The organism is Kitasatospora sp. NPDC023385, from assembly GCF_055664045.1.
This window is the reverse complement of sequence record NZ_JBVOOL010000020.1, coordinates 44,501-69,496: the sequence shown is the minus strand read 5'-3', so window position 1 is coordinate 69,496 and position 24,996 is coordinate 44,501. Positions and strand designations below refer to the sequence as shown.

General features: G+C 74.8%; 17 protein-coding genes and 1 pseudogene. 13 read left to right on the top strand and 5 right to left on the bottom strand.

From position 1 onward, the window contains the following. Window positions 1-26: 26 nt before the first annotated feature. The gene (locus AC0B61_RS27160) at window positions 27-1,760 is read left to right on the top strand and encodes a DUF4153 domain-containing protein (RefSeq protein WP_471743495.1); all 1,734 of its coding nucleotides are present in this window, start codon (window positions 27-29) and stop codon (window positions 1,758-1,760) included. 166 nt (window positions 1,761-1,926) lie between these two features. Here AC0B61_RS27160 and AC0B61_RS27155 read toward each other — a convergent pair whose 3' ends face one another. After that, window positions 1,927-3,477 (bottom strand): MFS transporter, encoded by a 1,551-nt coding sequence (locus AC0B61_RS27155; RefSeq protein ID WP_471743493.1) that lies wholly within the window; start codon window positions 3,475-3,477, stop codon window positions 1,927-1,929. Window positions 3,478-3,923: 446 nt separating this feature from the next. On the opposite strand from AC0B61_RS27155, the gene AC0B61_RS27150 reads away from it, so the two are divergent. From AC0B61_RS27150 to AC0B61_RS27140, 3 genes are all read left to right on the top strand, one after another. Next, window positions 3,924-4,550, top strand: a complete 627-nt coding sequence (locus tag AC0B61_RS27150; RefSeq protein ID WP_471743492.1) for a TetR/AcrR family transcriptional regulator — start codon at window positions 3,924-3,926, stop codon at window positions 4,548-4,550. Window positions 4,551-4,708: 158 nt separating this feature from the next. Continuing rightward, window positions 4,709-5,407, top strand: coding sequence for a ribonuclease HII (locus AC0B61_RS27145; protein ID WP_471743490.1), 699 nt, complete (start codon window positions 4,709-4,711; stop codon window positions 5,405-5,407). Window positions 5,408-5,508: 101 nt separating this feature from the next. Continuing rightward, on the top strand, window positions 5,509-6,189 hold the full coding sequence (locus AC0B61_RS27140) for a hypothetical protein (protein WP_471743488.1): 681 nt from the start codon (window positions 5,509-5,511) through the stop codon (window positions 6,187-6,189). Between the two features lie 448 nt (window positions 6,190-6,637). Here the strand turns inward: AC0B61_RS27140 and AC0B61_RS27135 are convergent. Both AC0B61_RS27135 and AC0B61_RS27130 read right to left on the bottom strand, forming a co-directional pair. Further along, window positions 6,638-7,195 (bottom strand): annotated as a pseudogene (locus AC0B61_RS27135) (hypothetical protein); the annotation flags it as partial. 379 nt (window positions 7,196-7,574) lie between these two features. Further along, entirely contained in the window at window positions 7,575-9,770 is a 2,196-nt protein-coding gene (locus AC0B61_RS27130; RefSeq protein ID WP_471743486.1) for a RecQ family ATP-dependent DNA helicase, read from the bottom strand. Window positions 9,771-9,999: 229 nt separating this feature from the next. Here AC0B61_RS27130 and AC0B61_RS27125 point away from each other — a divergent pair, with 229 nt between their 5' ends. Then, entirely contained in the window at window positions 10,000-11,532 is a 1,533-nt protein-coding gene (locus AC0B61_RS27125; protein WP_471743484.1) for a DUF4192 domain-containing protein, read from the top strand. A gap of 28 nt (window positions 11,533-11,560) precedes the next feature. On the opposite strand, the gene AC0B61_RS27120 is transcribed toward AC0B61_RS27125, so the two are convergent. Next, the gene (locus AC0B61_RS27120; RefSeq protein WP_471743482.1) at window positions 11,561-12,874 is read right to left on the bottom strand and encodes an alpha/beta fold hydrolase; all 1,314 of its coding nucleotides are present in this window, start codon (window positions 12,872-12,874) and stop codon (window positions 11,561-11,563) included. 744 nt (window positions 12,875-13,618) lie between these two features. Between AC0B61_RS27120 and AC0B61_RS27115 the strand changes: the two genes are divergently transcribed. The 8 genes from AC0B61_RS27115 to AC0B61_RS27080 all read left to right on the top strand — a co-directional run bounded on the left by AC0B61_RS27115 (window position 13,619) and on the right by AC0B61_RS27080 (window position 24,260). Then, window positions 13,619-15,730 (top strand): amylo-alpha-1,6-glucosidase, encoded by a 2,112-nt coding sequence (locus tag AC0B61_RS27115; RefSeq protein WP_471743601.1) that lies wholly within the window; start codon window positions 13,619-13,621, stop codon window positions 15,728-15,730. A 206-nt stretch (window positions 15,731-15,936) separates the two neighbouring features. Further along, complete coding sequence (locus AC0B61_RS27110; protein ID WP_471743480.1) at window positions 15,937-16,695, top strand: NUDIX hydrolase; 759 nt, start codon at window positions 15,937-15,939, stop codon at window positions 16,693-16,695. 155 nt (window positions 16,696-16,850) lie between these two features. Then, on the top strand, window positions 16,851-17,129 hold the full coding sequence (locus AC0B61_RS27105; protein ID WP_471743478.1) for a hypothetical protein: 279 nt from the start codon (window positions 16,851-16,853) through the stop codon (window positions 17,127-17,129). A gap of 293 nt (window positions 17,130-17,422) precedes the next feature. Beyond that, window positions 17,423-19,051 carry an ATP-binding cassette domain-containing protein gene (locus tag AC0B61_RS27100; protein ID WP_471743476.1) on the top strand — a complete coding sequence of 543 codons (1,629 nt, stop codon included), beginning with the start codon at window positions 17,423-17,425 and terminating at the stop codon, window positions 19,049-19,051. A gap of 3 nt (window positions 19,052-19,054) precedes the next feature. Continuing rightward, window positions 19,055-19,957, top strand: coding sequence for a hypothetical protein (locus AC0B61_RS27095; RefSeq protein WP_471743475.1), 903 nt, complete (start codon window positions 19,055-19,057; stop codon window positions 19,955-19,957). A gap of 139 nt (window positions 19,958-20,096) precedes the next feature. Next, window positions 20,097-21,029, top strand: coding sequence for a FadR/GntR family transcriptional regulator (locus AC0B61_RS27090; protein WP_471743474.1), 933 nt, complete (start codon window positions 20,097-20,099; stop codon window positions 21,027-21,029). 492 nt (window positions 21,030-21,521) lie between these two features. Beyond that, a complete protein-coding gene (locus tag AC0B61_RS27085) occupies window positions 21,522-23,165 on the top strand; it encodes an RNA polymerase sigma factor (RefSeq protein WP_471743472.1) in 1,644 nt (547 codons plus the stop codon). Between the two features lie 294 nt (window positions 23,166-23,459). Next, window positions 23,460-24,260 carry a S1 family peptidase gene (locus AC0B61_RS27080; RefSeq protein WP_471743599.1) on the top strand — a complete coding sequence of 267 codons (801 nt, stop codon included), beginning with the start codon at window positions 23,460-23,462 and terminating at the stop codon, window positions 24,258-24,260. A 226-nt stretch (window positions 24,261-24,486) separates the two neighbouring features. On the opposite strand, the gene AC0B61_RS27075 is transcribed toward AC0B61_RS27080, so the two are convergent. Then, on the bottom strand, window positions 24,487-24,720 hold the full coding sequence (locus AC0B61_RS27075; RefSeq protein ID WP_030239293.1) for a DUF7455 domain-containing protein: 234 nt from the start codon (window positions 24,718-24,720) through the stop codon (window positions 24,487-24,489). Window positions 24,721-24,996 lie beyond the last annotated feature (276 nt).

Sequence of the window (24,996 nt, the reverse complement as noted above, 5' to 3'; positions counted from 1 at the left end):
TGCCCACCGACCACTGAGGGGGACTCATGCCCGGTCTGTCCACGCCTGCCCCGGCTGGCTCGCAGGGGCCGCAGGGCTCGCAGGGCTCGCAGGGCTCGCAGGGCTCGCACGGTGCGCCAGGCACGGCCGACTACGACCCGGACGACCCGTACGCCCCGTACCGGGACGCCGGCCGGAGCCGGACGGCCGGCCCGCACGGCACCGCCGGCCCGCACCGGACGCCGCCCCGCCGGCCCGCGCCGACGGTCCCCGGCTGGCTGCGCCCCAGCGACCCCGAGCGCCGGGCGGCAGCCACGCCCCGAGTCCTCCTGCTCGCCCTGCTCGCCGGCCTGCTGACGGCCTGGCTGCTCTACGACGGCGTGGGCGCCAACCTGCTGCTGTGCGGCGCCGCCACCGCCGTCGCGGCCGGCGTCGCCGCCCGTGCGGCGGGCCGCCGGATCCGGCCCTGGACGGCCGCCTGGAGCCTGCTCGCCCTCGCGCTGCTCGTCGTTCCGGCCCGGTGGGACGCCGGGTGGCCCGCCGTCCTCTCCGCCGGCTGCGCGCTGGGCCTGGCCTCGCTGGCCCTGCACGGCGGCCGCAGCTGGCCGGGCGTGCTGCTCGCCCTGCCCGGCCTGCTCTGGCAGCCGGTGCCTGCCGTGGCCTGGGTCCGGGACGGCCTGGCGGGGCGGCCGCTGCCCGGTCGCGGCCGGGTGGTGCCGGTGCTCAAGGCGCTCGCGGTCGCCGCCGCCCTCCTGACCGTCTTCGGCCTGCTGTTCGCCAGCGCCGACGCCGCCATGGCGGACCTGCTGGGCAGCCTCAGCCCCAGCCTCGACCTCGACCAGCTCCCGGTGCGCGCCGTGCTGTTCGTACTCGGGGCGCTGACCGCCCTGGGATTCGCGCACATCGCGGCCGGCCCTCGCCGCTGGGACCGCACGGTGGTCCGGCCGGGCCGGGAACGCCGCCGGCTGGAGTGGGCGCTGCCGCTGGTCGCGCTCAACCTGATGTTCGGCGTCTTCGCGGCGCTCCAGGCGGTGGTGGTCCTCGGCGGCGCGGACGCCGTGCTGAGCAGCACCGGGATGAGCCGCTCGGCGTACGCCCGGCAGGGCTTCTGGCAGCTGAGCGTGATCACCGTGCTGACCTTGGTCGTGGTGGCGGTCGCCAAGCGCTGGGCGCCGCGCACCACCGTGACCGACCGCCGGGTGGCGCGGATCCTGCTCGGCCTGCTCTGCGTGCTCGCGCTGGCCGTGGTCGCCTCGGCGCTCGGCCGGATGTGGTTCTACGTCGACGCGTCCGGGCTCACCCGGCTACGGCTCTGGGTGCTCGTGGTCGAGGTCTGGCTGGGTGTCGTCTTCGTGCTGCTGATCGCCGCCGGGCTGACCCGCCGCACCGGCTGGCTGCCGCGCGTCGTCCTCCTCAGCGGGATGCTCACCGTCGCGGTGTACGGGCTGATGGGCCCGGACGCGATCGTCGCCGAGCAGAACGTCCACCGGTACGAGCAGGCGCTGCGGACCGACCCGCACGGCGCCGCGATCGACCTGCGCAACGTCCGCACGCTCTCGGCGGACGCGGTGCCCGCCCTGGCCAGGCTGCCCGAGCCGCAGCGGAGTTGTGCGCTGCAGCTGGTCCGGCAGGACCTGGGCGGGGACGCCAAGCCCTGGTACGCGACCGGCGCCTCGGTGGCCCGGGCCCGGCAGATCCTGGCGGAGCGGCCGCCGCAGGACTCGGCGGAGACCGGCCGTACGGCCTGTGACCGGGCGGGATTGGCGTACGAGGCCTGGTAGCTCGGCCGGAGCGGTGTTCGGCGCTGACGGACGGGGGTTGGCGCTGCCGGACGGGGGTTGGCGCTCGGCCCGCCTTGGGGAGTCGGCCCCGGGCGGGGTGTCCGACCAACGGCAGGGCCGGCCGGGAGCGTGGTGCTCCCGGCCGGCCCTGGGTGTCGTTCCGGCGTCAGTGCATCGCGACGGCGGCGGAGTCGCCGCTCGGCAGGTCGCCTGCCTTGGCCTTGATCACGAAGATCGAGACCAGCAGGGCGGCCGCCGCGAGTGCGGCGCCCACGATGAAGCCGTGCGAGATGCCCTGGGTGAGGACGGTGTTGGCGGCGTCCGTCCCCGGCGGGAACTCGTGGTGCTGCTGGAGGTAGGCCAGCTGCTCCGGCGTCGCGCTCTTCAGGAATCCCGGCGTCTGCGCGGTGGCCTCGGCCGTGGCGTAGTGCGCGAAGACGGTGGTGAGGATCGAGAGGCCGAGCGAACCGCCGATCTGCTGCATCGAGTTCAGCAGGCCGGAGGCGGCGCCGGTCTCCTCGCCCGGGACGCCCGCGACGGCGAGCAGCATCACCGGGACGAAGATCAGGCCCATGCCGAAGCCGAACACCACCGTGGGGCCGAGCACCCCGTCCAGGTAGCCGCTGTCCGCGCTCATCTGGGTCAGCCAGGTGAGGCCGATGGTGACCAGCAGCGCGCCGCCCGCCATGAAGGGCTTCGGACCGTACTTGGCCTGGAAGGTGGAGGCGATCTGCGCGGCGATGATGATCGCGACGCTGATCGGCAGGAAGGACACGCCGGCCTTCAGCGGGCTGTAGCCGAGCGGGCCCTGCACGAACAGCACCACGTAGAAGAAGATGCCGAACATGGCCGCGGCCAGGCAGAGCATCATCACCAGGCCGCCGGTGCGGTTGCGGTTGGCGAACAGGTGCAGCGGGGTGATCGGCTGGTCGGTGCGCTTCTCGATGACGAAGAACGCGGCGAGCAGGATCGCGCCGGCCGCGAAGGAGCCGAGCGTGACGCTGTCGGACCAGCCGTCCGAGGCGGCCCGGATGAACCCGTACACCAGGCCCACCAGGCCGAGCGTCGAGGCGAGTGCGCCGGGCAGGTCGAAACGGCCCGGGTGGCGCTCGGACTCGGCGATGTAGCGCGGCGCGGCGATCGCGATCAGGATCGCGATCGGCACGTTGACGAAGAACACCCAGCGCCAGTTCAGGTACTCGGTGAGCAGGCCGCCGGCCAGCAGGCCGATCGCGGCGCCCGAGCCGGCCACCGCCGAGAAGACGCCGAACGCCTTGTTGCGTTCCGGCCCCTCCTCGAAGTTGGTGGCGATCAGGGCGAAGGCCGTCGGGGAGCAGATCGCGCCACCGATGCCCTGGAGCGCTCGGGAGGCCAGCAGCAGGCCGCTGTCCTGGGCGAAGCCGCCGAGCAGCGAGGCCAGGCCGAACAGCAGGGTGCCGAAGATGAACACCCGTCGGCGGCCGAGGATGTCGCCCGCGCGACCGCCGAGCAGCAGCAGGCCGCCGAAGGTCAGCGTGTAGGCGTTGATGACCCACGACAGGTCGGTGGTCGAGAAGTTCAGGGCGTCCTTGATGTGCGGCAACGCGATGTTCACGATCGTCGCGTCGAGCACCACCATGAGCTGGGTGGCCGCGATGACGGTCAGGGTGATGCCCTTGCCCCGGCCCTTTCCGGCCTGCGGTGGTGAGTTCTTGCTGAGCGTGTCGGAGATAGCCACGAATGTGCCCCCTGCTGGCTATGTGCTCGGTGCTGTGGACCCGGCGGACCGTCGGAATCCAGCTGTGGCGCTGCGCGGGCTTGCGCGGGCCGGGAAGGAACGGGATCGTTCACTAACCGGGACGATATCCTGGGCTTGATTGTGAACGCAAGCGTTCCTTAAGGGTGGTGGCGATGGAGCGGTTGGTGCGGCGCCTGGTGGCGGACCGGTCCGGTCGGTCGTCGGGCAGGTCTTCGGGCAGGTCGGCGGGACGGTCGTCGGAGCGGGCGTCGGAGCCGATGGTGGAGCGGTCGTCGGAGCGGTCGTCGGAGCCGATGGCGGAGCGGGCGGCGGCGGAGACGGTGGGAGTAGCGGTGGAAGAGGCGGCGGAGGTGCCGTCCCCGCCCGCGGGGCAGCCGGGTTCCCCCGGTGCCTTCGGTGTCCCGGCCGCCTCGGAGGCCACGCGCGTGACGCCGGCCGTCTGCCCGGTGCGGGCCGCCCACCAGGCGTTGGCGCGGCCCGGACGACGGCGGGGCAAGGAACTGGAGGACGCGATCTTCGAGGCCGCGCTCGACCAGCTCACCTCCGGCGGATACGCGCGGCTGACCATGGAAGGGGTCGCCGGAGCGGCACGGACCGGAAAGGCCGCGCTCTACCGGCGCTGGGCATCCAAGGACGAACTCGTCATCGACGCCCTGGACGCCACTCTTCCACGCCCTTACGACACCCCGGACCTCGGGTCCGCCCGCGACGAACTCCTGCAGCTCATCGAGGAGTTCACGGCGGCGGTGGCCTCCCGGGTCGGCACCGCCCTCCACGCGCTGATGGCCGAGATCGACCAGGAGCGGGCCGAGGTCTTCAAGGGCTTCATCAACGACCGGGTCATCGAGCCGACCACGGCGACCATCCTGGCGATCCTCCGCCGCGGCGCCGACCGCGGCGACGTCCGGCCCGGCGCGGCCACCGCGCTCGTCGCCGACGTCATCCCGGCGATGCTGCTCTTCCAGGCCAAGATCCGCGGATTCCAGGACCTGGGGCCGGACTTCGCCACCAGGCTGGTGGACGAGGTCCTGCAGCCGATGATCCGCCCCTGAGCGTCACGGCGGGGACGGTGCTATTCAAGCGCGGGGCGGAGGCGGAGTCGGGCAGCCTCGGGATCGGGCTCGGGCTCGGGCTCGGCGGTCGTGCGGGCGGGTTCGGCAATCGCGAGGCGGGCTTAGGCTGGAGGCTGTCCAGTTGAACGGAAGCCGCCATGCCCATCGTCCCGCCGACGCACTCCGTCGAACGCTCGCTCCGCCGGGCCGGCGCCAGGATCGTCGTCGGACTGGACGAGGTCGGACGCGGCGCCTGGGCCGGGCCGGTCGCCGTGGGCGCGGCCGTCACCGGCCTGCGCAAGGCGCCGGAAGGGCTGACCGACTCCAAGCTGCTGACCGAACTGCGCCGCCGCACGCTCGCCCCGGTCCTCGCCGACTGGGTCACCGCGTACGCCGTCGGCCAGGCCTCGCCGCAGGAGTGCGACGAGCTCGGCATGACGGCGGCGCTGCGGCTGGCCGCCGTCCGCGCACTGGAGGCGCTGCCCGTCGAACCCGACGCGGTGATCCTGGACGGCAAGCACGACTACCTCGGCGGACCCTGGCGGGTGCGCACGGTGATCAAGGGCGACCAGTCCTGCATCTGCGTCTCCGCCGCCTCGGTGCTCGCCAAGGTCCACCGCGACGGCCTGATGGCCGAACTGGGCGAGGGCTGCCCGGAGTACGGCTTCGCCGACAATGCCGGCTACCCGTCCCCCGTGCACCGCGCCGCGCTGGAGGAACGCGGCCCCACCGAGCACCACCGGGTCTCCTGGGCGTACATGGACGCACTGCCGAAGTGGCGCCACCTCAAGCGCGTCCGGGAGGACGCGGTCGAGGCCCGGGGCTCCGCCGACGAACAGCTGATGCTCGGTTTCTGACGGTCCGTCTGGAATTGCCCCGGGTGGGCGCGGTGGGTGCCCGACGCCCAAGGGGTGGGGCGCCCGTGCGCGTTCGATCGGCATTTGATAGATATCCGGGTATGCCTGTCTTCCCCGAGGAGTCGGAGATTCACGAGAGCCTCCCGGGCCCCGGCGTTCCAATCCCCCGCGAGTCGGACGCACAAGCCCTCCGCGCGCCTGCCACCAACGGCGCGCCCGCCACCGTACCCACCACCGTCGCCGCCCCGGCTCCGGTGCCCGGCCCCCGCCCGGCGCCTCCGCGCCCGGCCCCGCCGCGCGCCGCCCGTCCCGGTCCGCCGCCGCAGATCCCCAAGCCCGGTCCGGCGCCACGCCGCCCGGCCGCTGCCGCGCCGCAGGTGGAGGTCCGGCGGATCGCCGCCACCCCCGCCCAGGCGCTCGAGCGCGCCGACGACGCGGTCGACCAGCTGCTCGACTCCGGGCGCGACCCGGGCGAGATCCTGGTGCTGACGGTCGGCGGGGCGCACCCCTGGCAGCAGCACGAGCTGTCCTTCGGCGAACAGCGCTACTGGGCGCAACTCGCCGAGGGCGGCGACGTGTTCTACGCCGACGCCGCGCTCGCCCGCCCGGTCCGCCGCGAGGCGGTCGTCCTCGTGGTCAACGGCGGACCGGCCGCCCGAGCCGCCGAGGCCTACACCAAGGCGCTCGGTCACGCGACCGCGCTGCTCGTGGTCTGCGGCGACGCCGGCCCGGCTCCCACGGCGGCGGCCGGCGCCGCACCCGGACGCCCGGTCAGGGCCTGACCACCTCCGTCCCGTCCAGTCTTGTTTCGTCCCGTCCCGTCCCGGGCTCGGTGCCGTACGGTGCCGGGCCCGGAGTCCGTCCTCGCCCGCACGCGCCCGGCACGCGCCCGGCCCGCCGCGCCCGGCCCCCGGCGGCGGTCCGCAGCCGGTCCGCGGAGGCCTCGTCTCGGCGGGGCCTTGCGTCGGCGGGCCCCTTCGGTCCCGCATCGTTCGGCGCCGTGTGCCCGGCGGTTCAGCGCGTGCCGGTACGGCGGGTCGGCTCGGCCGGCGCGATCCGCGCCGGGATCCACGGCGGCCCGGACTGCGGGGAGCGCGGTGCCACCTCGTCCTGCTCGACTTGCTGGTGGGCTTGCTGCGCCTGCTGGGCCAACTCGGCCGGTTGGGCCTGCTCGGCCGGATCGGCCGCCTGCCGGCGGGTGCGCTGGCGGCGCGGGGCGTCGAGCGCCGAGCGTGGCGGCAGCTCCGTCACGGTGTGCACCGGCCCGTCCGTCCACGACCCCGCGTGTGGGTTGCGTCCGCTGCGTCCGTCCCCGAGGATCTGCCACCCCGCCGGGGTGAGCCCGATGTACGGGCCGCAGCGCAGCCCGTGCAGGGCGGCCGCGTCCCGCAGCGCCCACATCCAGGCGCCGTCCTGTTCGGTCCAGCCGGGCGCGCCGTCGCGGCAGCGCAGGAGGACGGCCGTACGGGTCGGCTCGGGCAGCCGCAGGTCGTGCGGGATGATCCGGCGCAGGTGCGCCAGCAGGGCGTTCCGGTGCTGCCAGCCGTCGGTGTCGTGCGGCCACGGGATGAAGGAGGCCGACGCCGCCAGGTGGTGGAGGGCGTCCAGGACGGCGATCACGACCGTGCCGGGCTGGGGCAGGTGGCGCTGGTGCAGCTCCAGGACGAACTCGCGGGGGTCGCGCAGCAACGGGATCCCCGAGGCGGTCCAGGTCTCCAGGTCGAGCACCCGTCTGGGCCCCGAACCTCCGGAGAGGGGATGTTGACCTCGGTCGATACCGTTGATCACGATCCTCCTTCCTGGCCCGCGGGGAGGCGGGTGCCTGGGTACGCCGAAGGGCGAGTCCGGTGGACCGAGTTTCGGGTACCTCCCAATTCTCGGGGCATGGAGGGCGGAGCGGCAATGATGAAACGATGAGCGCCATCCGATAGTCCATGTTCTGCCGGATATGTTCCTCCCTCGCTTGATCGTCGTCCGGGTGCCGCCGGGCCTTGATCCACAACGCCCGAGGGGCGAGGTGAACCGTCGTCGGCCTGGTGGCCGCCCTTTCTCCAGCCGGTTTTCGCCGGCCGGTTGACCGGTGTGATCGATATCGCTTCGCTCGATCCTTTCTGTTAGGCCATTCGAGTGAAGGTCGTCGGCCCTTCGACGGCCTTCCGCCGCCCCGTCACCCCTGCACGGCCAGCACCAGCGGCAGCACCGCGCTCGCTCCGGCCCGGCGCAGCAGCCGGGCGGCCACGGTGACCGTCCAGCCCGAGTCGACGAGGTCGTCCACCAGCAGCACCGGCCCGCCGGCGGCCGCGACCGCCTGTTCCACCTCCGGCGGCAGGATCAGTGCCCCGGCCAGCGAATGGAGCCGCTGGGCGCTGTTACTGCGGGCCCCGTGCGGCGGCAGCCCGCCGGCGTACTCGATCCGGCCGAGCAGGGGCAGCCGCCCGATCTCGGCGATCCGGGCGCCGAGGCTGCCGACCAGCTGGGGGCGGCCCGAAGAGGCCATGGCCACCACGCCGACCGGCCGCTCCAGCCTGGTGCCCTCCGCCGTCGCGGGCCCGGCCCAGCCGCCCGGCCCGCGGGCCCAGTCGGCGAGCACCGCCACCAGCGCGTCCACCGCCTCGCCGGGCACCGGCACGTCCGGTGCCTGCTCGGCGAGCAGGGTGCGCAGCCGGTTGCCCCAGCCGATGTCGGACAGCCGGCCGAGCGCCCGGCCGGTCTCGGCCTGCTCGCCCGCCGGAATGCGGCCCTTGAGCGGCACCCCGAGCGCGTCCATCCCGGTCGGCCAGAGCCGGCGCGGCTCGAAGCTCACGCCCGGTCGGCCGAGCGCGGCCCGGGCCGCCGCCAGCGTCCCGTCGCTGATGTCCGGGGTGTGCATCGGGCCCGCGCAGTTGTCGCACCGCCCGCACGGCGCCGCCTGCTCGTCGTCCAGCTGCCGGCGCAGGAACTCCATCCGGCAGCCGGTGGCCGCCGCATAATCGCGCATCGCGCGCTGCTCCGCCTCCCGGGAGGCGGCGACCTTCGCGTAGCGGGCGGTGTCGTACTCCCAGCTCTGCCCGGTGGCCGTCCAGCCGCCCTTGACCCGGCGGACGGCGCCGTCCACGTCGAGCACCTTGAGCATGGTCTCCAGCCGGGCCCGGCGCAGGTCCACCCGGGGCTCCAGGGCGGCGGTGGAGAGCGGGCGGCCGGCCTCGGCGAGCGCGTCGATGGTGCGGCGCACCTGCTCCTCCGGCGGGAAGGCCAGCGAGGCGAAGTAGCGCCAGATCGCCTCGTCCTCGCGCCCGGGCAGCAGCAGCACCTCGGCCCGGTCCACACCGCGCCCGGCCCGGCCGACCTGCTGGTAGTAGGCGATCGGCGAGCCGGGGGAGCCCAGGTGCACCACGAAGCCGAGGTCGGGCTTGTCGAAGCCCATGCCGAGCGCGGAGGTGGCCACCAGCGCCTTGACCCGGTTGGCCAGCAGGTCGGCCTCGGCGGTGCGGCGCTCGGCGTCCTCGGTGCGGCCGGAGTAGGAGGCCACCGGGAAGCCGCGCTCGCGCAGGAAGGCCGTCACCTCCTCGGCCGCGGCCACCGTCAGGGTGTAGACGATGCCCGAGCCGGGGAGCCGGTCGAGGTGGTCGGCCAGCCAGGCGAGCCGGTGCGCCGGGTCGGGCAGGGCCAGCACGCCCAGGGTGAGGCTCTCCCGGTCGAGCGGCCCGCGCAGGACCAGGGCGTGCTCGTCGGCGGCGCCGGTGCCGAGCTGCTCGGCGACGTCCGCGGTGACCCGGGCGTTGGCGGTGGCGGTGGTGGCCAGCACCGGCACGCCGGGCGACAGCTCCGCGAGCATGGTGCGCAGCCGGCGGTAGTCGGGGCGGAAGTCGTGCCCCCAGTCCGAGATGCAGTGCGCCTCGTCGACCACCAGCAGGCCGGTGGAGGCGGCGAGCTTGGGCAGCACGTGGTCGCGGAAGTCGGGGTTGTTCAGCCGCTCGGGGCTGACCAGCAGGACGTCGACCTTCCCGGCGGCGACCTCGGCCTGGATCCCGTCCCACTCGTCGGTGTTGGCCGAGTTGATGGTGCGGGCGTGGATCCCGGCCCGGGCCGCCGACTCCACCTGGTTGCGCATGAGGGCGAGCAGTGGCGAGACGATCACCGTCGGCCCGGCGCCGCGGGCCCGGAGCAGGGCGGTGGCGATGAAGTAGACCGCGGACTTCCCCCAGCCGGTGCGCTGGACGACCAGGGCGCGGCGGTGGTCGACCACGAGGGCTTCGATGGCGGTCCACTGGTCCTCGCGCAGGGTGGCGCCGGGGCCGGCGAGCTCGCGCAGGACGGCCTCGGCCCGCGCTCGGACCTCGGCGCGGTCGGCGGTGGCGGTGGTGTGGGTGTCGGGCTGCTGCATGGCGTCCATGTAACCCCGTGCCGCCGACAAGCGGCGAATGCCGGGGAGCCGGACCAGGGGAAGGTGAGGTGTATTTCATCCGCTGATCCGCTGAACGGCAGTCAAAATCCACTCGTGCGAGGGAGTGTCACGTGCGCCGAATGAGTGAAGGGAAATTCGGGGCCGGAGTTATCCACAGAAAAAGACGTGATTCCCGCATCGCTCGCGGATTGCGCGCAGTCTTGCGGCCATGAACGCGATGAACAACGAACACGTCACTCTGTCCCTCGGCCCGGCCTCCGAACACCGGCCGGTCGTCATGCGCGGTCCGGCCGACATGGCCGAGCTGCTGCCCTACCTCCTGGGGTTCTACCCCGACGACAGCATCGTCGCGGTCGGCCTCCAGGGCCCCGAACTGCACCAGGGCGGGGTGATCCGGGCGGACCTCCCGGCCTCGCCCGAGCAGTGGCCGGCCGCCGCGGAGGAGGCGGCCGCCCTGCTGGTCGCCCTCTCCGAACGGCGCGGCCCCCGGCCGCTCCAGGTGCTGCTCTACCTCTGCCAGGATCCCGCCACGGCACACGCCCCGCCGGTGGTGGACGGGCTGCGGCCGCTGGCGGACGGCCTCCGGGCGGCCTTCGGGAGGCGGGGCGTCGCGGTCAAGGAGTCGCTGTGCGTCTCGGACGGCCGCTGGTGGTCCTTCCTCTGCCGCGGCGACGGCTGCTGCGATCCGGCGGGCAATCCGGTGCGCCGCGGTCCGGGCCCCGCGGCCGCCGCGGCGACGGTCGCCGGCCTGGTGCCGCGCGGCAGCCGGAAGGCGATCATCGGTGGCCTGTCCCCGGTCGGCCCGCCGCAGGACGCCGACCGGCGCGAGGCGCTGGCCCGGGCCGAGGCGGGCGCGGAGGCTCTCTCCAGGGAGCAGGGCATCGCCCTGCTCGACCAGGCCGTCGTCGAGTTCGCGGCCGGCGCCCGGGAGCTCGACGCGGACCGGACGGCCCGGCTGCTGTTCGCCCTGCGGGACCGGACCGTCCGGGATCGCGGCGTCGAGTTCGTCCGCCCCGCCGAGCTGGCTCCCGCCGAGCGGCTCTGGCGGCACCTCGCCCGGCACGCCGTGCCGCCCTACGAGGGCTGCGCGGTGGCCCCCCTCACCTTGCTCGCCTGGGCCTCCTGGGTCGCCGGGGACACCGCGACGGCCCGCGTCGTACTGGGCCACGCGCTGCGGCTGGCCCCGGACTACCTGCTGGCCGAGCTGCTCTACGAATCGCTGAACGACGGCATGACGCCCGGGGCGCTGCTCGCCGCCGTCGAGGCCCAGCGACGGCGGCGCGAGGAGCGGGTGCCCGTGCCGGCCCCGGCCGACGAACCGCCGCCGCCCGCCGACAGCGCCGATCCGGCACCCGCCGCCCCGGTGGCAGCGGTGACGGGCGAGCCGCCCGGCCGGGGCTCCGGAGCACGACGGCGCCGCCGCGGCGGCCGCCGGAAGGGGGCGACCGCAGCACCAGCACCGGCATCCGCCCCCGCGCCGATCGATCCGGGCCCGGGCGGCTCCGAGCGCCCCGGCGGGGCGGCGCCGCACGCGAGCGGCCCCGGAGCGGTCGCCCTGCTGCCGGCGCCGGGTCGGGCCCCGGCTCAGGAAGGCACCACGGCGGCCGGGAAGCGGTCCGCACGGGGCCTTCGGCTCGGCCGCGCGGCGGCGTGCGCGTCCGCCGCCGCCCGCGCCGGAAGCGGACTCCACCGCTGCCGGGGCGTCCGACGGGCGGCGAAAAGCGGCCGCCGTGCGCGCTGAACCGCTCCCCGCACCGGGCCGCCGGCCGCTACGCCTCGCCGTGCGCCATCCTGATCAGGCGGTCCAGCACCTTGCCGCCGCTCGACCGCAGGCCGTCGTGCTCCCACTCGTTGGTGATCCAGGTCCGCAGGCCGCGCACCGCGCGGGCGGTCTCCAGCGAGTCGGCGGTGTCGACGTACATGTCGTCGTGGTACACCGCCGCCACGACCGGCACGCTGTTGGCGGCCAGCCGCGCCCGGTCGTACAGGTCGGGCCAGTCGGTGCGGGCGGCGAGCAGTTCCGCGGTCTCCTTCAGCGGGCGCAGCGCCGGGTCGGTGTCGAACATCCAGGGGTAGATCATCTCCCCGGTGAACAGCACCGGCGCGTCGGACGCCAGCGCGGCCCGGGCGTCGAACTGCGGGAACTCCGCGCGGATCCGCTCAGCCGACCAGGCGGTGCCACCCTGGTCCACCGACCGCTGGCCGTAGATCGACTCGTGGAGCACCGCGTACAGCGGACCGCCCGCGAAGGAGAGCTGGGCCTGGGCGCCGGCCAGGAAGGTGTCGGAGAGCTCGGGCCCGGCCGCGCCCTCCACCCAGGCCTCCTCCAGCAGGTAGTGCAGGACGCCGGAGCCGTTGCCGCCGCCGAGCAGCAGCCCGAGGGCCTGGAACGCCTCGACGGTGAGCAGCCCGCCGTCCGGCAGGGTCGCGGGGGAGTCCGCGAGGTGGGCTGCGATCCGCCGCACCGCCTCGACGTCCTGCGGGAACCGGGCGTAGTGGCCCTCGTTCTTGCCGACCACGCGCGGGTAGGCGGCGCGGTAGACGTCGTCGGCCGAGCTGCCGAGGCCGGCCAGACCGCCGGTGATGAAGGCCTCGGTCAGGCCTTCGGGGGCGATGGAGAGGTAGGTGAGGGTGCAGAAGCCGCCGAAGCTCTGGCCGAGCACGCTCCAGCGGCGGTCTGCGCCGAGCAGCCGGGTGCGGATCAGCTCGGCGTCCCGGACGATCGAGTCCGCGCGGAAGTGGGTCAGGTAGTCCGCCTGCTCCTGCGGGCCGCCGCGCCGGGCGAGGGTCTGCCGGGTCGCGGGAGTGGACCGCCCGGTGCCGCGCTGGTCGAGCAGGAGCACCCGGTAGTCGTCCAGGGCGCGCTCCAGCCAGGAGTCCCGCCCGAGCGGACGGGCGGCCTTGCCGCCGGGGCCACCCTGGAGGAAGACCAGCCAGGGCAGGTCGTCCCGCTCGCGGCCGGCCGCCACGACCTCGCGGGCGTACACCTCGATCTGCTCGCCCTGCGGGGCGGTGTGGTCGAGAGGGGCCTGGAAGACGTGATGGGTCGTGACAATTCCGGGCAGCCGGCTGACGGTGGACATGCAACTCCTCGGTCTCTGCTGGTCACAGTGATGGCGTCGCGGTTCACGGGGTCACCGGGTGCGGGGGCCGCGACCACCGCACCGTATCCTGGCGCCGTCGAGCGCCGGTTCGACCGCCCCCGTCCACCCGACCAGGCGGCCGCGACCGGTCGGCACCGGGCCGAAACCCACGCAGGCGGCGGCCCGGAAACCCCCGGGTTGAGCCCCGTCCGCAGGCGGCGGCGGACCCGCGGCCACGCCCCTGGGACGTGCCGGCGATGTTCCCGCGCAAGCGGCGCGGCCGCCCGGCGGACCAGGGCCCGACCAGCGCCGGCCGCGGCGGGGCGTGACCTGGCGGCAGTGCGCGGCGTTCACCCCGGGGGTCCGCGCACGGACGGGGCCCGCCCGGTGGCACGGCGCCCGGCCGCCCCGGGCGCCGCCGGCGGTCACCGCCGAAGGACCGGTCGGGCCGGCGGCCCGGTGGCCCCTGGCCACGGGCAGGCGTCACCGACGGTCCGGGGTGCCGGACCTGACGGTGGCCCAGGCGCGGTGGCGGCCCCGGCACGAAGGCGCGGCGCGCCGGTACCGGCCCGGTACCGAGCACCGCATGGCACGACCCACCCACGGGTACGGCCAGACACGGCACACCCGCCGACGGGAAACCCCGCCGGCCCGGCACCAACAGCACGCCATCGAGCATGCTCGCGGCCCACCGGCCTGACCCGGCCACCGGACCGCCGAGGGGAGGAGAGTCCGGTGACCGCCATGAGGCCACCACAGGCCATGCCGGCCGAGAGCGTGGTCGGCGCGCCGAGACCGGTCGGCCGTCCCGACCAGGTCGCGCCCCCGGGGCCCGTCGGCGCGGGCCGCCCCACGGCCCCGCCGCGCCCGCAGCCCCCCGCCGTCCACCACGCGGTGATCTGCGTCAACGCCCCGGCGATGGCCGCCTCCGGCCCCGACGGCCAGCTGCGCGGCCACGGCCTGCACGGCTTCTACCGCAACGGCGTCCGGGCGCTCGCCCGGATGGAGCTGCGGCTGGGCGGCATGGAGCCGCTCCCGCTCCACGGCACCCTGACCAGCACCGCCGAGGCCCGCTTCCTCGGCGCCGTCCGCCTCCCCGGCGACCTCGACCCGGATCCGGCGCTCACCGTCGAGCGGCTGCGCCACGCGGACGGCGTGGAGACCGTCGTCGTGCGCAACACCGGCCCGCGGCCCGCCAGGCTGCCGCTGGAAATCGCCCTCGGCACTGACCTCGGACCGGTCGCCGAGATCGCCACCGGACACCGCTCGCCCGACCTGCCGGGCCAGGTGCAGTCCGCCGGGCTGCGCTGGACGGGCCCCGTGCACAGTGCGGTGGTCAGCGCCAAACCCTCCCCGCACGCCGTCCTGGCCGGCGCGGGGGTGCTCCGCTGGGACCTGGAGGTCCAGCCCGGCGCCCGTTGGTCCGTCGAGCTGCGCACCGAACTGGAGAGCGCAGCCACCGGCCCCCGCCCGCCGGGCGGGCGCGGCACCGGTGTCCCGCTGCCGTGGTCCGAGCCGGAGGTCCGCAGCGACGACTCCCGGGCCGCCCCGCTGGTCTCCCGCTCCCTGGACGCCCTCGGCGGGCTGCTGTTCGCCGACCCGGACCGCCCGACCGACCTCTACCCGGCCTCCGGCGCGCCCTGGCGCTTCGGCCTCGCACCGGCCGACGCGCTCTGGGCCGCCCGGCTGACCCTGCCGCTGGGTACCCGGCTGGCCGCCGGCACCCTCCGGGCGCTGGCCCGCCGTCAGCAGCTCGCCCCCGCCCCGGGCCGCACCGAGGGACTGCTGCCCGGCGCCCTGCGGCACGGCGGCCCGGAGCTGCCGCCCACCTGCACCGCGACCGAGGCCACCCTGCTGTTCGTCACGGTGCTGACCGAGGCCTGGCGCTGGGGCCTGCCCCGGGCGGAGGTGGCCGAGCTGCTCCCGGCTGCCGAGCGAGCCCTGGCCGCCCTGCGCGAGGGACTGGTCGACGGCTTCGTCACCGACCTGAGCCGCCCGGTCGAGGAGCGCTCCGCCCACCCGGTCGCCGCCCGCGCGGAGGTCCAGGCGCAGGCCCACCGCGCCGCCCTGCACGGCGCCGAGCTGCTGGAGGCCTTCGGCCGCCCGGGCGCCGAGGACTGGCGGGGCTGGGCTGCCGGGCTGCGCGGGCGCTTCCGTGACCGGTTCTGGATCGACGACCTCTCCGGCGGCCGCCCCGCCGCAGGGCTGGCCCCGGGCGGCCAGCCGCTGCCCGCCGTCGCCTCCTCCCTGGTGCACCTGCTGGACACCGGGCTCGCCGCCGACGGCAGCCGGCACGAGAGCCTGCTGGACCGTGAGCAGACCCGGCTGTTCGCCCAGCGCCTGGTCGCGCCCGAGCTGGACAGCGGCTGGGGCCTGCGCACCCTGAGCGCCAAGTCCGCCCGGTTCAACCCCCTCGGTCACCGCGGCGGCGCGGTGCGGGTCCACGAGACCGCGCTGGCGGTCGCCGGGCTGGCCGAGGCCGGCCACGAGAACGAGGCCGGCACCCTGCTGGAGGGCTTGCTCGCCGCGGCCGCCCACTTCGAGGGGCGGCTGCCGGAGATGTATGCGGGGGAGCAGCGCATCCCCGGCAGCCCGCCCGTGCCGCACCCGGCCGCCTGCCGCCCGGCAGCGGTTTCCGCGGCCGGTGCCGCGCACGCGGTGTTCGCCCTCGCCGGGGTCCGCCCAGACGTCCCGGGCGGTCGGGTCCTGGTCCGCCCGGCCAGCACCGCGCCGCTCGGCGAGCTGGAGCTGACCGGACTGCGGGTGGCGGGCGAGCCCTTCTCGGTCCGGGTCAGCCGGATCGGCGTGGCGATGGTCGAGGAGGCATCGGCGAGCCTGCAGCTCGTCGCCCGCTGACCGGCGGTGGCACCGCTGCGGCGACTTCACGCCGGTGAGTCCCCGCCCGCCCGTGCGCGAACGGTGCCGGGCGGGCCGGCCACCGTCCGGGCGTGCACCCGAGTCGGCCGGTGCGCCGACCAGCCCACCGACCAGTCCACCGACCGGTGCGCAGGCCCGCGCGCAGGCCTGTGCTTATCGTCAGAGAGACGACTATGATCGTCGCCATGTCGCGTTACGATCCGTCGGCCTTCCCCCCGTTCGCTGTCACGGTTGACCTGGTGGTGCTGACGGTGCGCGATCACTCGCTCTGCGCCCTGCTGGTCAGACGGGGCGAGCCGCCGTTCCAGGGGTACTGGGCGCTGCCCGGCGGCTTCGTCCGCCCTGACGAGGGCCTGGCCGAGGCCGCCTCCCGGGAGCTGGCCGAGGAGACCGGCCTGCGCGCCCACTCCGCCCCCGGCCACGACGCGATCGGCGCCGGTGCGGCCGGCGCCCATCTGGAGCAGCTGGCCACCTACGGCCACCCGCAGCGCGACCCCCGGATGCGCGTGGTCAGCGTCGCCTACCTGGTGCTCGCGCCCGACCTGCCGACGCCCCGGGCCGGCGGCGACGCCAGCAGCGCCCGCTGGGCCCCGGTCGGTGACCTCCTCGGCGACAGCCCGGTCGACGGCGTCCCGCTCGCCTTCGACCACGGGCTGATCCTCGCCGACGGCGTGGAGCGCGCCCGCTCCAAGATCGAGTACTCCTCCCTCGCCACGGCCTTCTGCCCGACCGAGTTCACCGTCGGCGAGCTGCGCCGGGTCTACGAGGCGGTCTGGGGCGTGGCTCTGGACCCGCGGAACTTCCACCGCAAGGTCACCGGCACCCCCGGCTTCCTGCTGCCCTCCGGCGGCACGACGACCCGTCAGGGCGGCCGTCCGGCACAGCTGTTCACGGCCGGCGGCGCGACCGACCTCAACCCGCCCATGCTCCGTCCGGAGGCCTGAGCCCCGCCGAACGGGCCCGGCTGCGCTGCTCGGCGGCCGGTCCCCGGGGAGCCGAATGGCCCGGCCTGGCTGCGGCCACGGGGGCACCGGCGCAGAGTGTCGGTGATTGCCTCGGCCGCCGGGCCGAAGGACTCCCCGACCCCAGGAGCCCCGCGATGGCCCTCAAGGACTGCGCGCACCAGCGATTCCTCATCGAGGGGCTGGCCGCCGACTACAAGAGCCTCGACGCGACCACCACCCTCACGGAGACGGAGCTGGCCGACCTGCAGGCCGCGCAGGCCGCGCCCGAGTCGATCGCCGCCGCGCAGGAGAGGCTGGCCGCCGAGCGCGAGCAACTGGGCCAGATCGCCGTCGAGGGCCAGGCCGCCGTCGACGAGTTCCGGGCGGTCTGCGGCGGCGAGAAGCTCCCGCCGCTGCCTTGGCCGACCCGGTAGCGGCGGCCGGGAACCGGCCTGGCTCCTGCCCACGCCGCCACGTTTCCACCTCCATGTCTCCCAATGTCTCCATGCCCCGTGACTCTGCGACGGCGGGCCCGTGAACCGCAGCATCGGATTTTCCCCTGATCGGGTGAGGCGGGCGGTAGGCGGCCCCGCGCCGTTCCCGCAATGCCCGGAATAGCCGTCGCCGCCCCCTAATGTGCTGGCGCGGAGTCGTGCGGGCGCACGCCGGCGCCTCAGAGGCCGCTCCGCGCCGAGCAGGTCGGCCGACGGCATGGGAGCAGCCAGCGATGATCCAGATCACCGGACTGACCAAGACCTACCGCAAGGGTTTCCCGCCCGCGGTCCTGGATCTGACCTTCGACGCCCGGCCCGGCATGGTGACCGCGCTGCTCGGCGCCGAGGGCGCGGGCAAGTCCACCGCGCTGCGCTTGATGATCGGACTCGAACGCGGCCAGGGCGTCACGCTCTTCGACGGCCGCCCCTACCGCCGGCTCCGCCGCCCCGAACGCGAGGTCGGTGTGCTGCTGCCCGGCCCGGGCGACGGTACGGCCGCCGTCGCCGGGCACCCTGGGCACCGGGCGCAAAGCCACCTGCGGATGCTCGCGGCGGCCGTCGGCGTCCCGGCCGGGCGGGCCGACGAACTGCTGGAGCAGACCCGGCTGGCCACCGTCGCCGGGCAGCGGCTGCGCACCTTCTCGCCCGGCATGCACCGCCGCCTGGCGCTGGCCGCGGCCCTGCTCGGCGACCCCGGCACGCTGCTGCTGGACGCGCCGACCGAAGGGCTGTCGCCGCGCAACGTCGAGTGGTTCCACGCCTTCCTGCGGTCCTTCGCCGTCGCCGGCGGCACGGTCCTGGTCACCACCCGCACGGCGCAGGAGGCCTCGCAGCTCGCGGACCGGGTCGTCACCCTGGACCGCGGCCGCCTGGTGGCCGACCAGCCGGTCGCGGAGTTCCGCCGGACCAGGCTGAGCCCCGAAGTGGCCGTCCGGGGGCCGCAGATGGCGCGGTTGGCGGATCTGCTGGTCAGGCAGGGCGCCGAGGTCCGCCGGGACGGCAGCGTGGGCCTCGCGGTGGCCGGCATCGACCGCACCGAGATCGGCGAACTCGCCTACCGACACGGGATCCTGCTGCACGAGCTGGCCGACCGGGTGGTCGAGCAGCCGGCGCCCCGGGCCGTCCTGCCGGTCGGCTCGGGCCGCTCCGGCCACCTCAAGGTCCGCCCGGCGCCCGAGACCGAACCGGGCCCCGAGCCCGCGGTGGAGCGAGCCCCCGGGGCCGTCCAACTGCCCGCCCCGGCCGAAGCCGCCACCACCCGGGCGGCAGCCTCCGCCGCCAAGGCCGCCGCCGCGCTCGTCCCTGCACCTGCCACCGCGCTCGTTCCTGCGCCTGCCGCAGCGCCTGCCGCCGAGCCCGTCACCGAGCCCGAGGCCACGCCCGCCGCCGAGCGGACCTCCGAGCCCCCTTCCGGGTCCGCCCCCGAGGCCGACAGCGAGGCCGTCACCACCCGTCAGCGCCGGGCTCCGCGGCGCCGGGGCGACGTGTCCCTGCCCGCCCGCGCGCTGCCCGTCGCCGTGGTCGCCGCCGCCCTCCCGGTCCTCGGCACCCCAGCCCCACGGCCGGCCGAGCAAGGACGGCGAACCGAGGAAGGCAGGCCGGCCGAGCAGGGCAGGCGAACCGAGCCCACCACCGGATCCGCCGAGCGAGCCGGCCGGACCGGGCAGGCCCCCACCGTCACCGTCGAGCGGCTCTTCCGCGACGACCCCCGCCCGCCCGAGGAGTCCGCCCGGGCCAGGACTCCGGCCCGCCGGGAGCACACCGAGCTGCTGGCCGACGACACCGTCCGCCTGCGCCGTCTCACCTCGGGCGCGACCGCTGCCTCGGCGCCCGCCACCCCCGACGACCACCGGAGCGAGTGAATCGTGCGTGTCCTGGCCTACGAACTGCGCCGTCTGCGCGGCCTGCGTTCCACCTGGCTGCTGATCGCCGCCGTGCTGCTCGGCGACACCGTCGTGGCCGCGGTCCTGGCGAGCCAGGCCCCGGACGGTCCGCTGTCCGCCCCGGAAGGCGTGCGGCTGCTGACGGCCGCCGTCCCGCTGATCCCGCTGCCGTTCGCGGCGCTCGGAGCCGGCGTGCTGGGCGCGCTGTCCTACGGGCACGAGGTGCGGCACCCGGGGTTGCCGGCCTCGCTGGTGTCGTACCCGCGCCGGGTGCGGCTGCTGTTGGCCAAGCTGCTGGTGGTCGGCCCCGTGGCGGCGCTGCTGGCGTTGGCCACGCTGCTGTTCGACACGGTGGCCGTGCATCTCGCGTTGCCGGGCGGGGTGACGGTGGGGGCTTGGGCGGAGCCCGCGGGGCTGTCGGCGCGGGTGTCCGAGGCGCTGACCGGCGCCGGCTTGTCCGGGCTGTCCGACCTGCCGGTCGCCTTCGCCCCGCTGGCGCTGGTGGCCGGGCACGGGGTGCCGGCCGCGCTGCTGGCGTTCGTCCTGCTGACGGTCGTGGCCGCCTGGACGGGGGTGCTGACGGCGTCGCTGACCCGCAGTGCCGCCGCCGGGGTGCTGCTGCTGTGCGCGCTGCCGCCGCTGCTGGAGTCCGGTGTCGCGTTGCTGCTGCGTCACACCGGCCGGCCGTGGCCGGCCCGCGCGGCCGAGCTGCTGCCGTTCCAGTCCGGCATCGAGTGGGCCTACGGCTGGGTGTACGGCGGTGCGAGCGGGGCGTCCGGGAGCGCGGCGCTGACGGATCCGGCGCTGCTCGCGGCGATCGCGGCCCCCGCGGCCGCGCTGCTGCTCGTCGCACTGCTCGTCCAGGTCCGCCGCCGGGCGCTGTAGGGCGTGCCGTCGGGCCTCGGAGGGCTCGCTCCGGGGCACCGGCCGCCCTGAACTACCAAGATCGACCAGCAGTGACCGTAATGAGCGGTTCTTCCTGATAAGAAGTCAATTATCCAGTCACGGGCGATCACCCTTTCGTGTGCTTTTCACGAGAATTCTCAAGCCACGCCTGCCGATCGCCGACAAAGGAGGCGTGAGTACCCTTGCGCACCCCACCATGACCCCCGCCCGTTCTGCCGAAGGGCCCATCCACGGCTCCGGCGACCTGGACCGCTTCTCGTACGCCGACCGGCCGGCCCCGCCGGCGCCCCGCTGGGAGGGCGCCGAGTCCGAGATCTCCCGGGTCGGCCGCAAGACCACCAGCAGCCGTGGCCGTGGTCTGCACGGCCAGCTCGTCCAGCAGCTCGGCCAGATGATCGTCTCCGGCGATCTCGGTGCCGACCGCCCGCTGGTCCCGGAGGAGATCGGCCAGCGGTTCGAGGTGTCCCGGACCGTCGTCCGCGAGTCGCTGCGCGTGCTGGAGGCCAAGGGCCTGGTCAGCGCCCGGCCGAACGTCGGCACCCGGGTCCGTCCGGTCAGTGACTGGAACCTGCTGGACCCGGACATCATCGAGTGGCGCGCCTTCGGCCCGCAGCGGGACGAGCAGCGCCGGGAGCTGTTCGAGCTCCGCTGGTCGATCGACCCGCTGGCCGCGCGGCTCGCCGCCGGCCACGGCCGCGAGGACGTCCAGCAGCGGCTGGTCGAGCTGGTCGAGATCATGGGCCACGCCGCCGCCCAGGCCGACCTGTCCACCTACACTCGGGCCGACGCCGAGCTGCACGGCCTGATCCTGCAGATGGCCGGCAACCGGATGCTGGAGCACCTGTCCGCGATCGTCGCCTGCGCGCTGCAGGTCTCCGGCGGCCCGGCGATCTCCTGCGAGCGCCCGTCCGAGTCCTCGGTCGGCCTGCACGCCCGGCTGGTGGACGCGCTGGGCGCCGGCGACGGGGCGGCGGCCGAGGTCGCGGTGCGGGCGCTGCTCACCGTCCACCCCGAGATCGAGCCGTCCGTCCCCGCGCCCCGGGAGCACTGAACGGGCTGTCCCGACGAGTGGAGGCACCGGACCCCGGCGGTCCGCTCCACCAGGCCCCCCCGGCCGCACCGCGCGACGCAGTCGGGGGGCCTTTGCATGCGCGCCGCCTACATGCGCGCGGCGCGTCGGAGGATCCGGGGGCCCAGCCCCGCGGAGCCCGCCCGCGCCATGACAAAAACGTTTCGGTGCGAGTGCGCGATGATGGAAGTCGGCCCGGTGGCCGCGGGCGCCAAGTGGTGTGACCCGCGACACGAAGGCCATGCGTAACACTTGACGAGTAGCAGCGATGTCTCCTGAGCGGGAGCAGCTCCGGAATACTCCAACATGTCAGAATGCTGTGTTGGTCCGCGGCGCTGCTGCCGTCCTGCAAACCCAGTCCTCAAGCCCGAGTCGGTCGGAATCGACACCGCGCGCCTGACGCGCGATTTCCTTCCCCGCCCGCTCGGGCGGCCGGTACGGGTTCGAGTCCACTCATCGTCCGAGAGGTTGTTCGTGTCGGCCAGCACATCCCGTTCGCTTCCCCCCGAGATCGCCGAGTCCGCGGCTCTGCTGGCGCTCATCGAGCGGGGCAAGGCCCAGGGGCAGATCGCCGGTGACGACGTGCGCCAGGCGTTCGAGGCGGACCAGATCCCGGTCACCAAGTGGAAGAACGTCATGCGCAGCCTCAACCAGGTGCTGATTGAGGAAGGGGTGGACCTCATGGTCAGCGCGGCCGAACCGGCCGGCGCCAAGCGCAAGAGCGTTGCTGCCAAGAGCCCCACCAAGCGCACCGCCACCAAGGCTGTCACCACCCGGACTCCGGCCGCCCCGTCGGCCCCGACCAAGCCGCCCGTGCGGATCGCGCCCGGCGCCCCCGTCGCGGCTCCGGCCGTCGCGGCCGCCGCCGCGGCCCCGGCCCCCACCGTCTCCGCCGAGATCACCGTTGAAGCGGCATCCGTCGCAGTCGCCGGTGTGAAGGCGGCTCCGGCGAAGAAGGCCGCGCCGGCCAAGAAGGCCGCGGCCAAGAAGACCGCCGCGCCGGCCAAGAAGACCGCCGCCAAGAAGACCGCCGCCACCAAGGGCGGCAAGGGCGACGAGGAGCTGCTCGGCGAGGAGGAGCTGCTCGAAGAGGCGGCTGCGCCGGCGGACAAGGCCGAGGGCGACGGCCCGGAGGAGGAGTCGGAGGGCTTCGTCCTCTCCGACGACGACGAGGACGACGCGCCGGCCCAGCAGGTCGCCGTCGCCGGTGCCACCGCCGACCCGGTCAAGGACTACCTGAAGCAGATCGGCAAGGTCCCGCTGCTCAACGCCGAGCAGGAGGTCGAGCTCGCCAAGCGCATCGAGGCCGGCCTGTTCGCCGAGGACAAGCTCTCGGCCGCCGACAAGCTCGCCCCCAAGCTCAAGCGCGAGCTGGAGATCATCGCCGAGGACGGCCGCCGGGCCAAGAACCACCTGCTGGAGGCCAACCTCCGCCTGGTGGTCTCGCTGGCCAAGCGCTACACCGGTCGCGGCATGCTCTTCCTGGACCTGATCCAGGAGGGCAACCTGGGTCTGATCCGTGCGGTCGAGAAGTTCGACTACACCAAGGGCTACAAGTTCTCCACCTACGCCACCTGGTGGATCCGCCAGGCGATCACCCGCGCCATGGCCGACCAGGCCCGCACCATCCGCATCCCGGTGCACATGGTCGAGGTCATCAACAAGCTGGCCCGCGTCCAGCGCCAGATGCTCCAGGACCTGGGCCGCGAGCCCACCCCGGAGGAGCTGGCCAAGGAACTCGACATGACCCCCGAGAAGGTCATCGAGGTCCAGAAGTACGGCCGTGAGCCGATCTCGCTGCACACCCCGCTGGGCGAGGACGGCGACAGCGAGTTCGGTGACCTGATCGAGGACTCCGAGGCGGTCGTCCCGGCCGACGCGGTCTCCTTCACCCTGCTCCAGGAACAACTGCACTCGGTGCTGGACACCCTGTCCGAGCGAGAGGCCGGCGTGGTCTCGATGCGCTTCGGCCTGACCGACGGCCAGCCGAAGACGCTCGACGAGATCGGCAAGGTGTACGGGGTCACCCGCGAGCGCATCCGCCAGATCGAGTCGAAGACCATGTCGAAGCTGCGCCACCCGTCGCGCTCCCAGGTGCTGCGCGACTACCTGGACTGATCGGCAGCAGTACTCCACGTGAAGGCCCGGAGCCGTACGGCTCCGGGCCTTCACGGCTGTCCGGGCTCCGGCGCGTCAGCGTCCGGGTGGTGGTTGTCGCTCGTCCGGGTGGCGGCGTGTCGGTAAGTGGTCGCGCACTGTAGCTGGTCACCTACGCTGTGCCGGTTGCCTGCTGCCGAGCCTTCTGGAGTCACGGTGCCGACCGAGCCGGACCGCACTGACCTGTCGACCCCCGCCACGCCCCGGGCGGACCCGGCCGCCGCCCGGGCGGGCCACGGCCGATGCCGCGCCGCCCTGCTGGCGCTGCTCGCCGCCGTCCCCGTCCCGCTGGTCGCCCTCGGGACGGCGGCGCCGGCCGAGGCACAGCGCCGGGTGGTCGGTGGCAATGCCGAGAGCACGACCGACCACCCGTGGGTCGTGGCGCTGGCCAGCCGCCAGCAGTTCGGCGCCGGCCGCTCCGGCCAGTTCTGCGGGGGCGCGCTGGTCAGCCCGACCAAGGTGATGACGGCCGCGCACTGCTTCTACGACGAGGCCAAGGGCCGGGTGGACCGGCCGGGCCTCAAGGTGATCGTCGGCCGGGACGACCTGCGCGGTACGGCCGGTCAGGAGGTGACGGTGCAGTCGGTCTGGATCCACCCCGACTACTCCTTCGCCGCCAACATGAACGACGTCGCGGTGCTCACCCTCACCGAGCCCCAGGGCTCCCGGCCGGTCGTCGAGCTGGTCGGCCAGGGCGAGACCGCGCCGTACACCGCTGACACCAGGGCCCAGGTGTTCGGCTGGGGCGACAGCACCGGGCGGGGAGACTACTCGCCCGTGCTGCGGGGGGTGGAGGTGCCGATCGTCCCGGACGAGACCTGTGCGCACGCCTACCCGGGTGGGCGGGACGGCAAGTTCGATGCCCGGGGCATGGTCTGCGCGGGCGAGGAGAAGGGAGGCAAGGACGCCTGCCAGGGCGACAGCGGCGGTCCGCTGATCGTCGGCGGTCGGCTGGTCGGCCTGGTGTCCTGGGGGACGGGCTGTGCCGAGGCGGGCCACCCGGGCGTCTACACGCGGGTGTCCTCGGTCGCGGACGCGGTGCGCTCGGTGCTGTGAGCGTCGCGGCGCGTGAGGGAGCGGTTACGTTCTGACGTCGCGTCGGGCCGCATCGCCCAGGCGGACGCCGGTGAACGCGAACGCCGGAGAGCCGTTCCGCGAACAGCTCGGAGAACAGCAGAGCCGGGCGACCGCCCCCGAGGGGGTCGGTCGCCCGGCTCACCGGTCGCGTTAGGTGTGCGGCCGGACACAGCTCGACGCTGGCTGCTGGTGGCGACGCCCGCGGTCAGCGGTCGTCGTCGGTGGCCGTAGCGGCCGTGGTGGCGCCGAGACGGCCGCTCTCGTCCTGTATCTCGACGGCGATCTTCTTGAGCTCGGGCTCGAACTTCCGGCCGTGGTGGGCGCAGAAGAGCAGCTCTCCGCCGCTGGCGAGTACGACGCGCAGGTAGGCCTGGGCGCCGCAGCGGTCGCAGCGGTCAGCCGCGGTCAGCGGGCTCGCAGGTGTCAGAACAGTAGTCACGTCGCCTCTTCTCTAGCTCGACGAGCTGTCGTACCAGGGTCAACATCCAACCAGGCCGAAAACGTTCCCGCTCGTGGCTTTTCTTCTCTGAGGATTCTGCTGTGTTGATGAGGACGTGCCCCGGGGCTCGGTGGTTCATGCGTACCGATATCCCGGGATCCGCCCGTCGCTCGAACGTCCGATCGGGATCGGGTGCGAGGTCCGCGTAGCATAATCCTCTCCCGGGTTGGAGCATAAGCCCCGTCCCGGGCCCCGGTAGCCTGCATAACGGCAGTT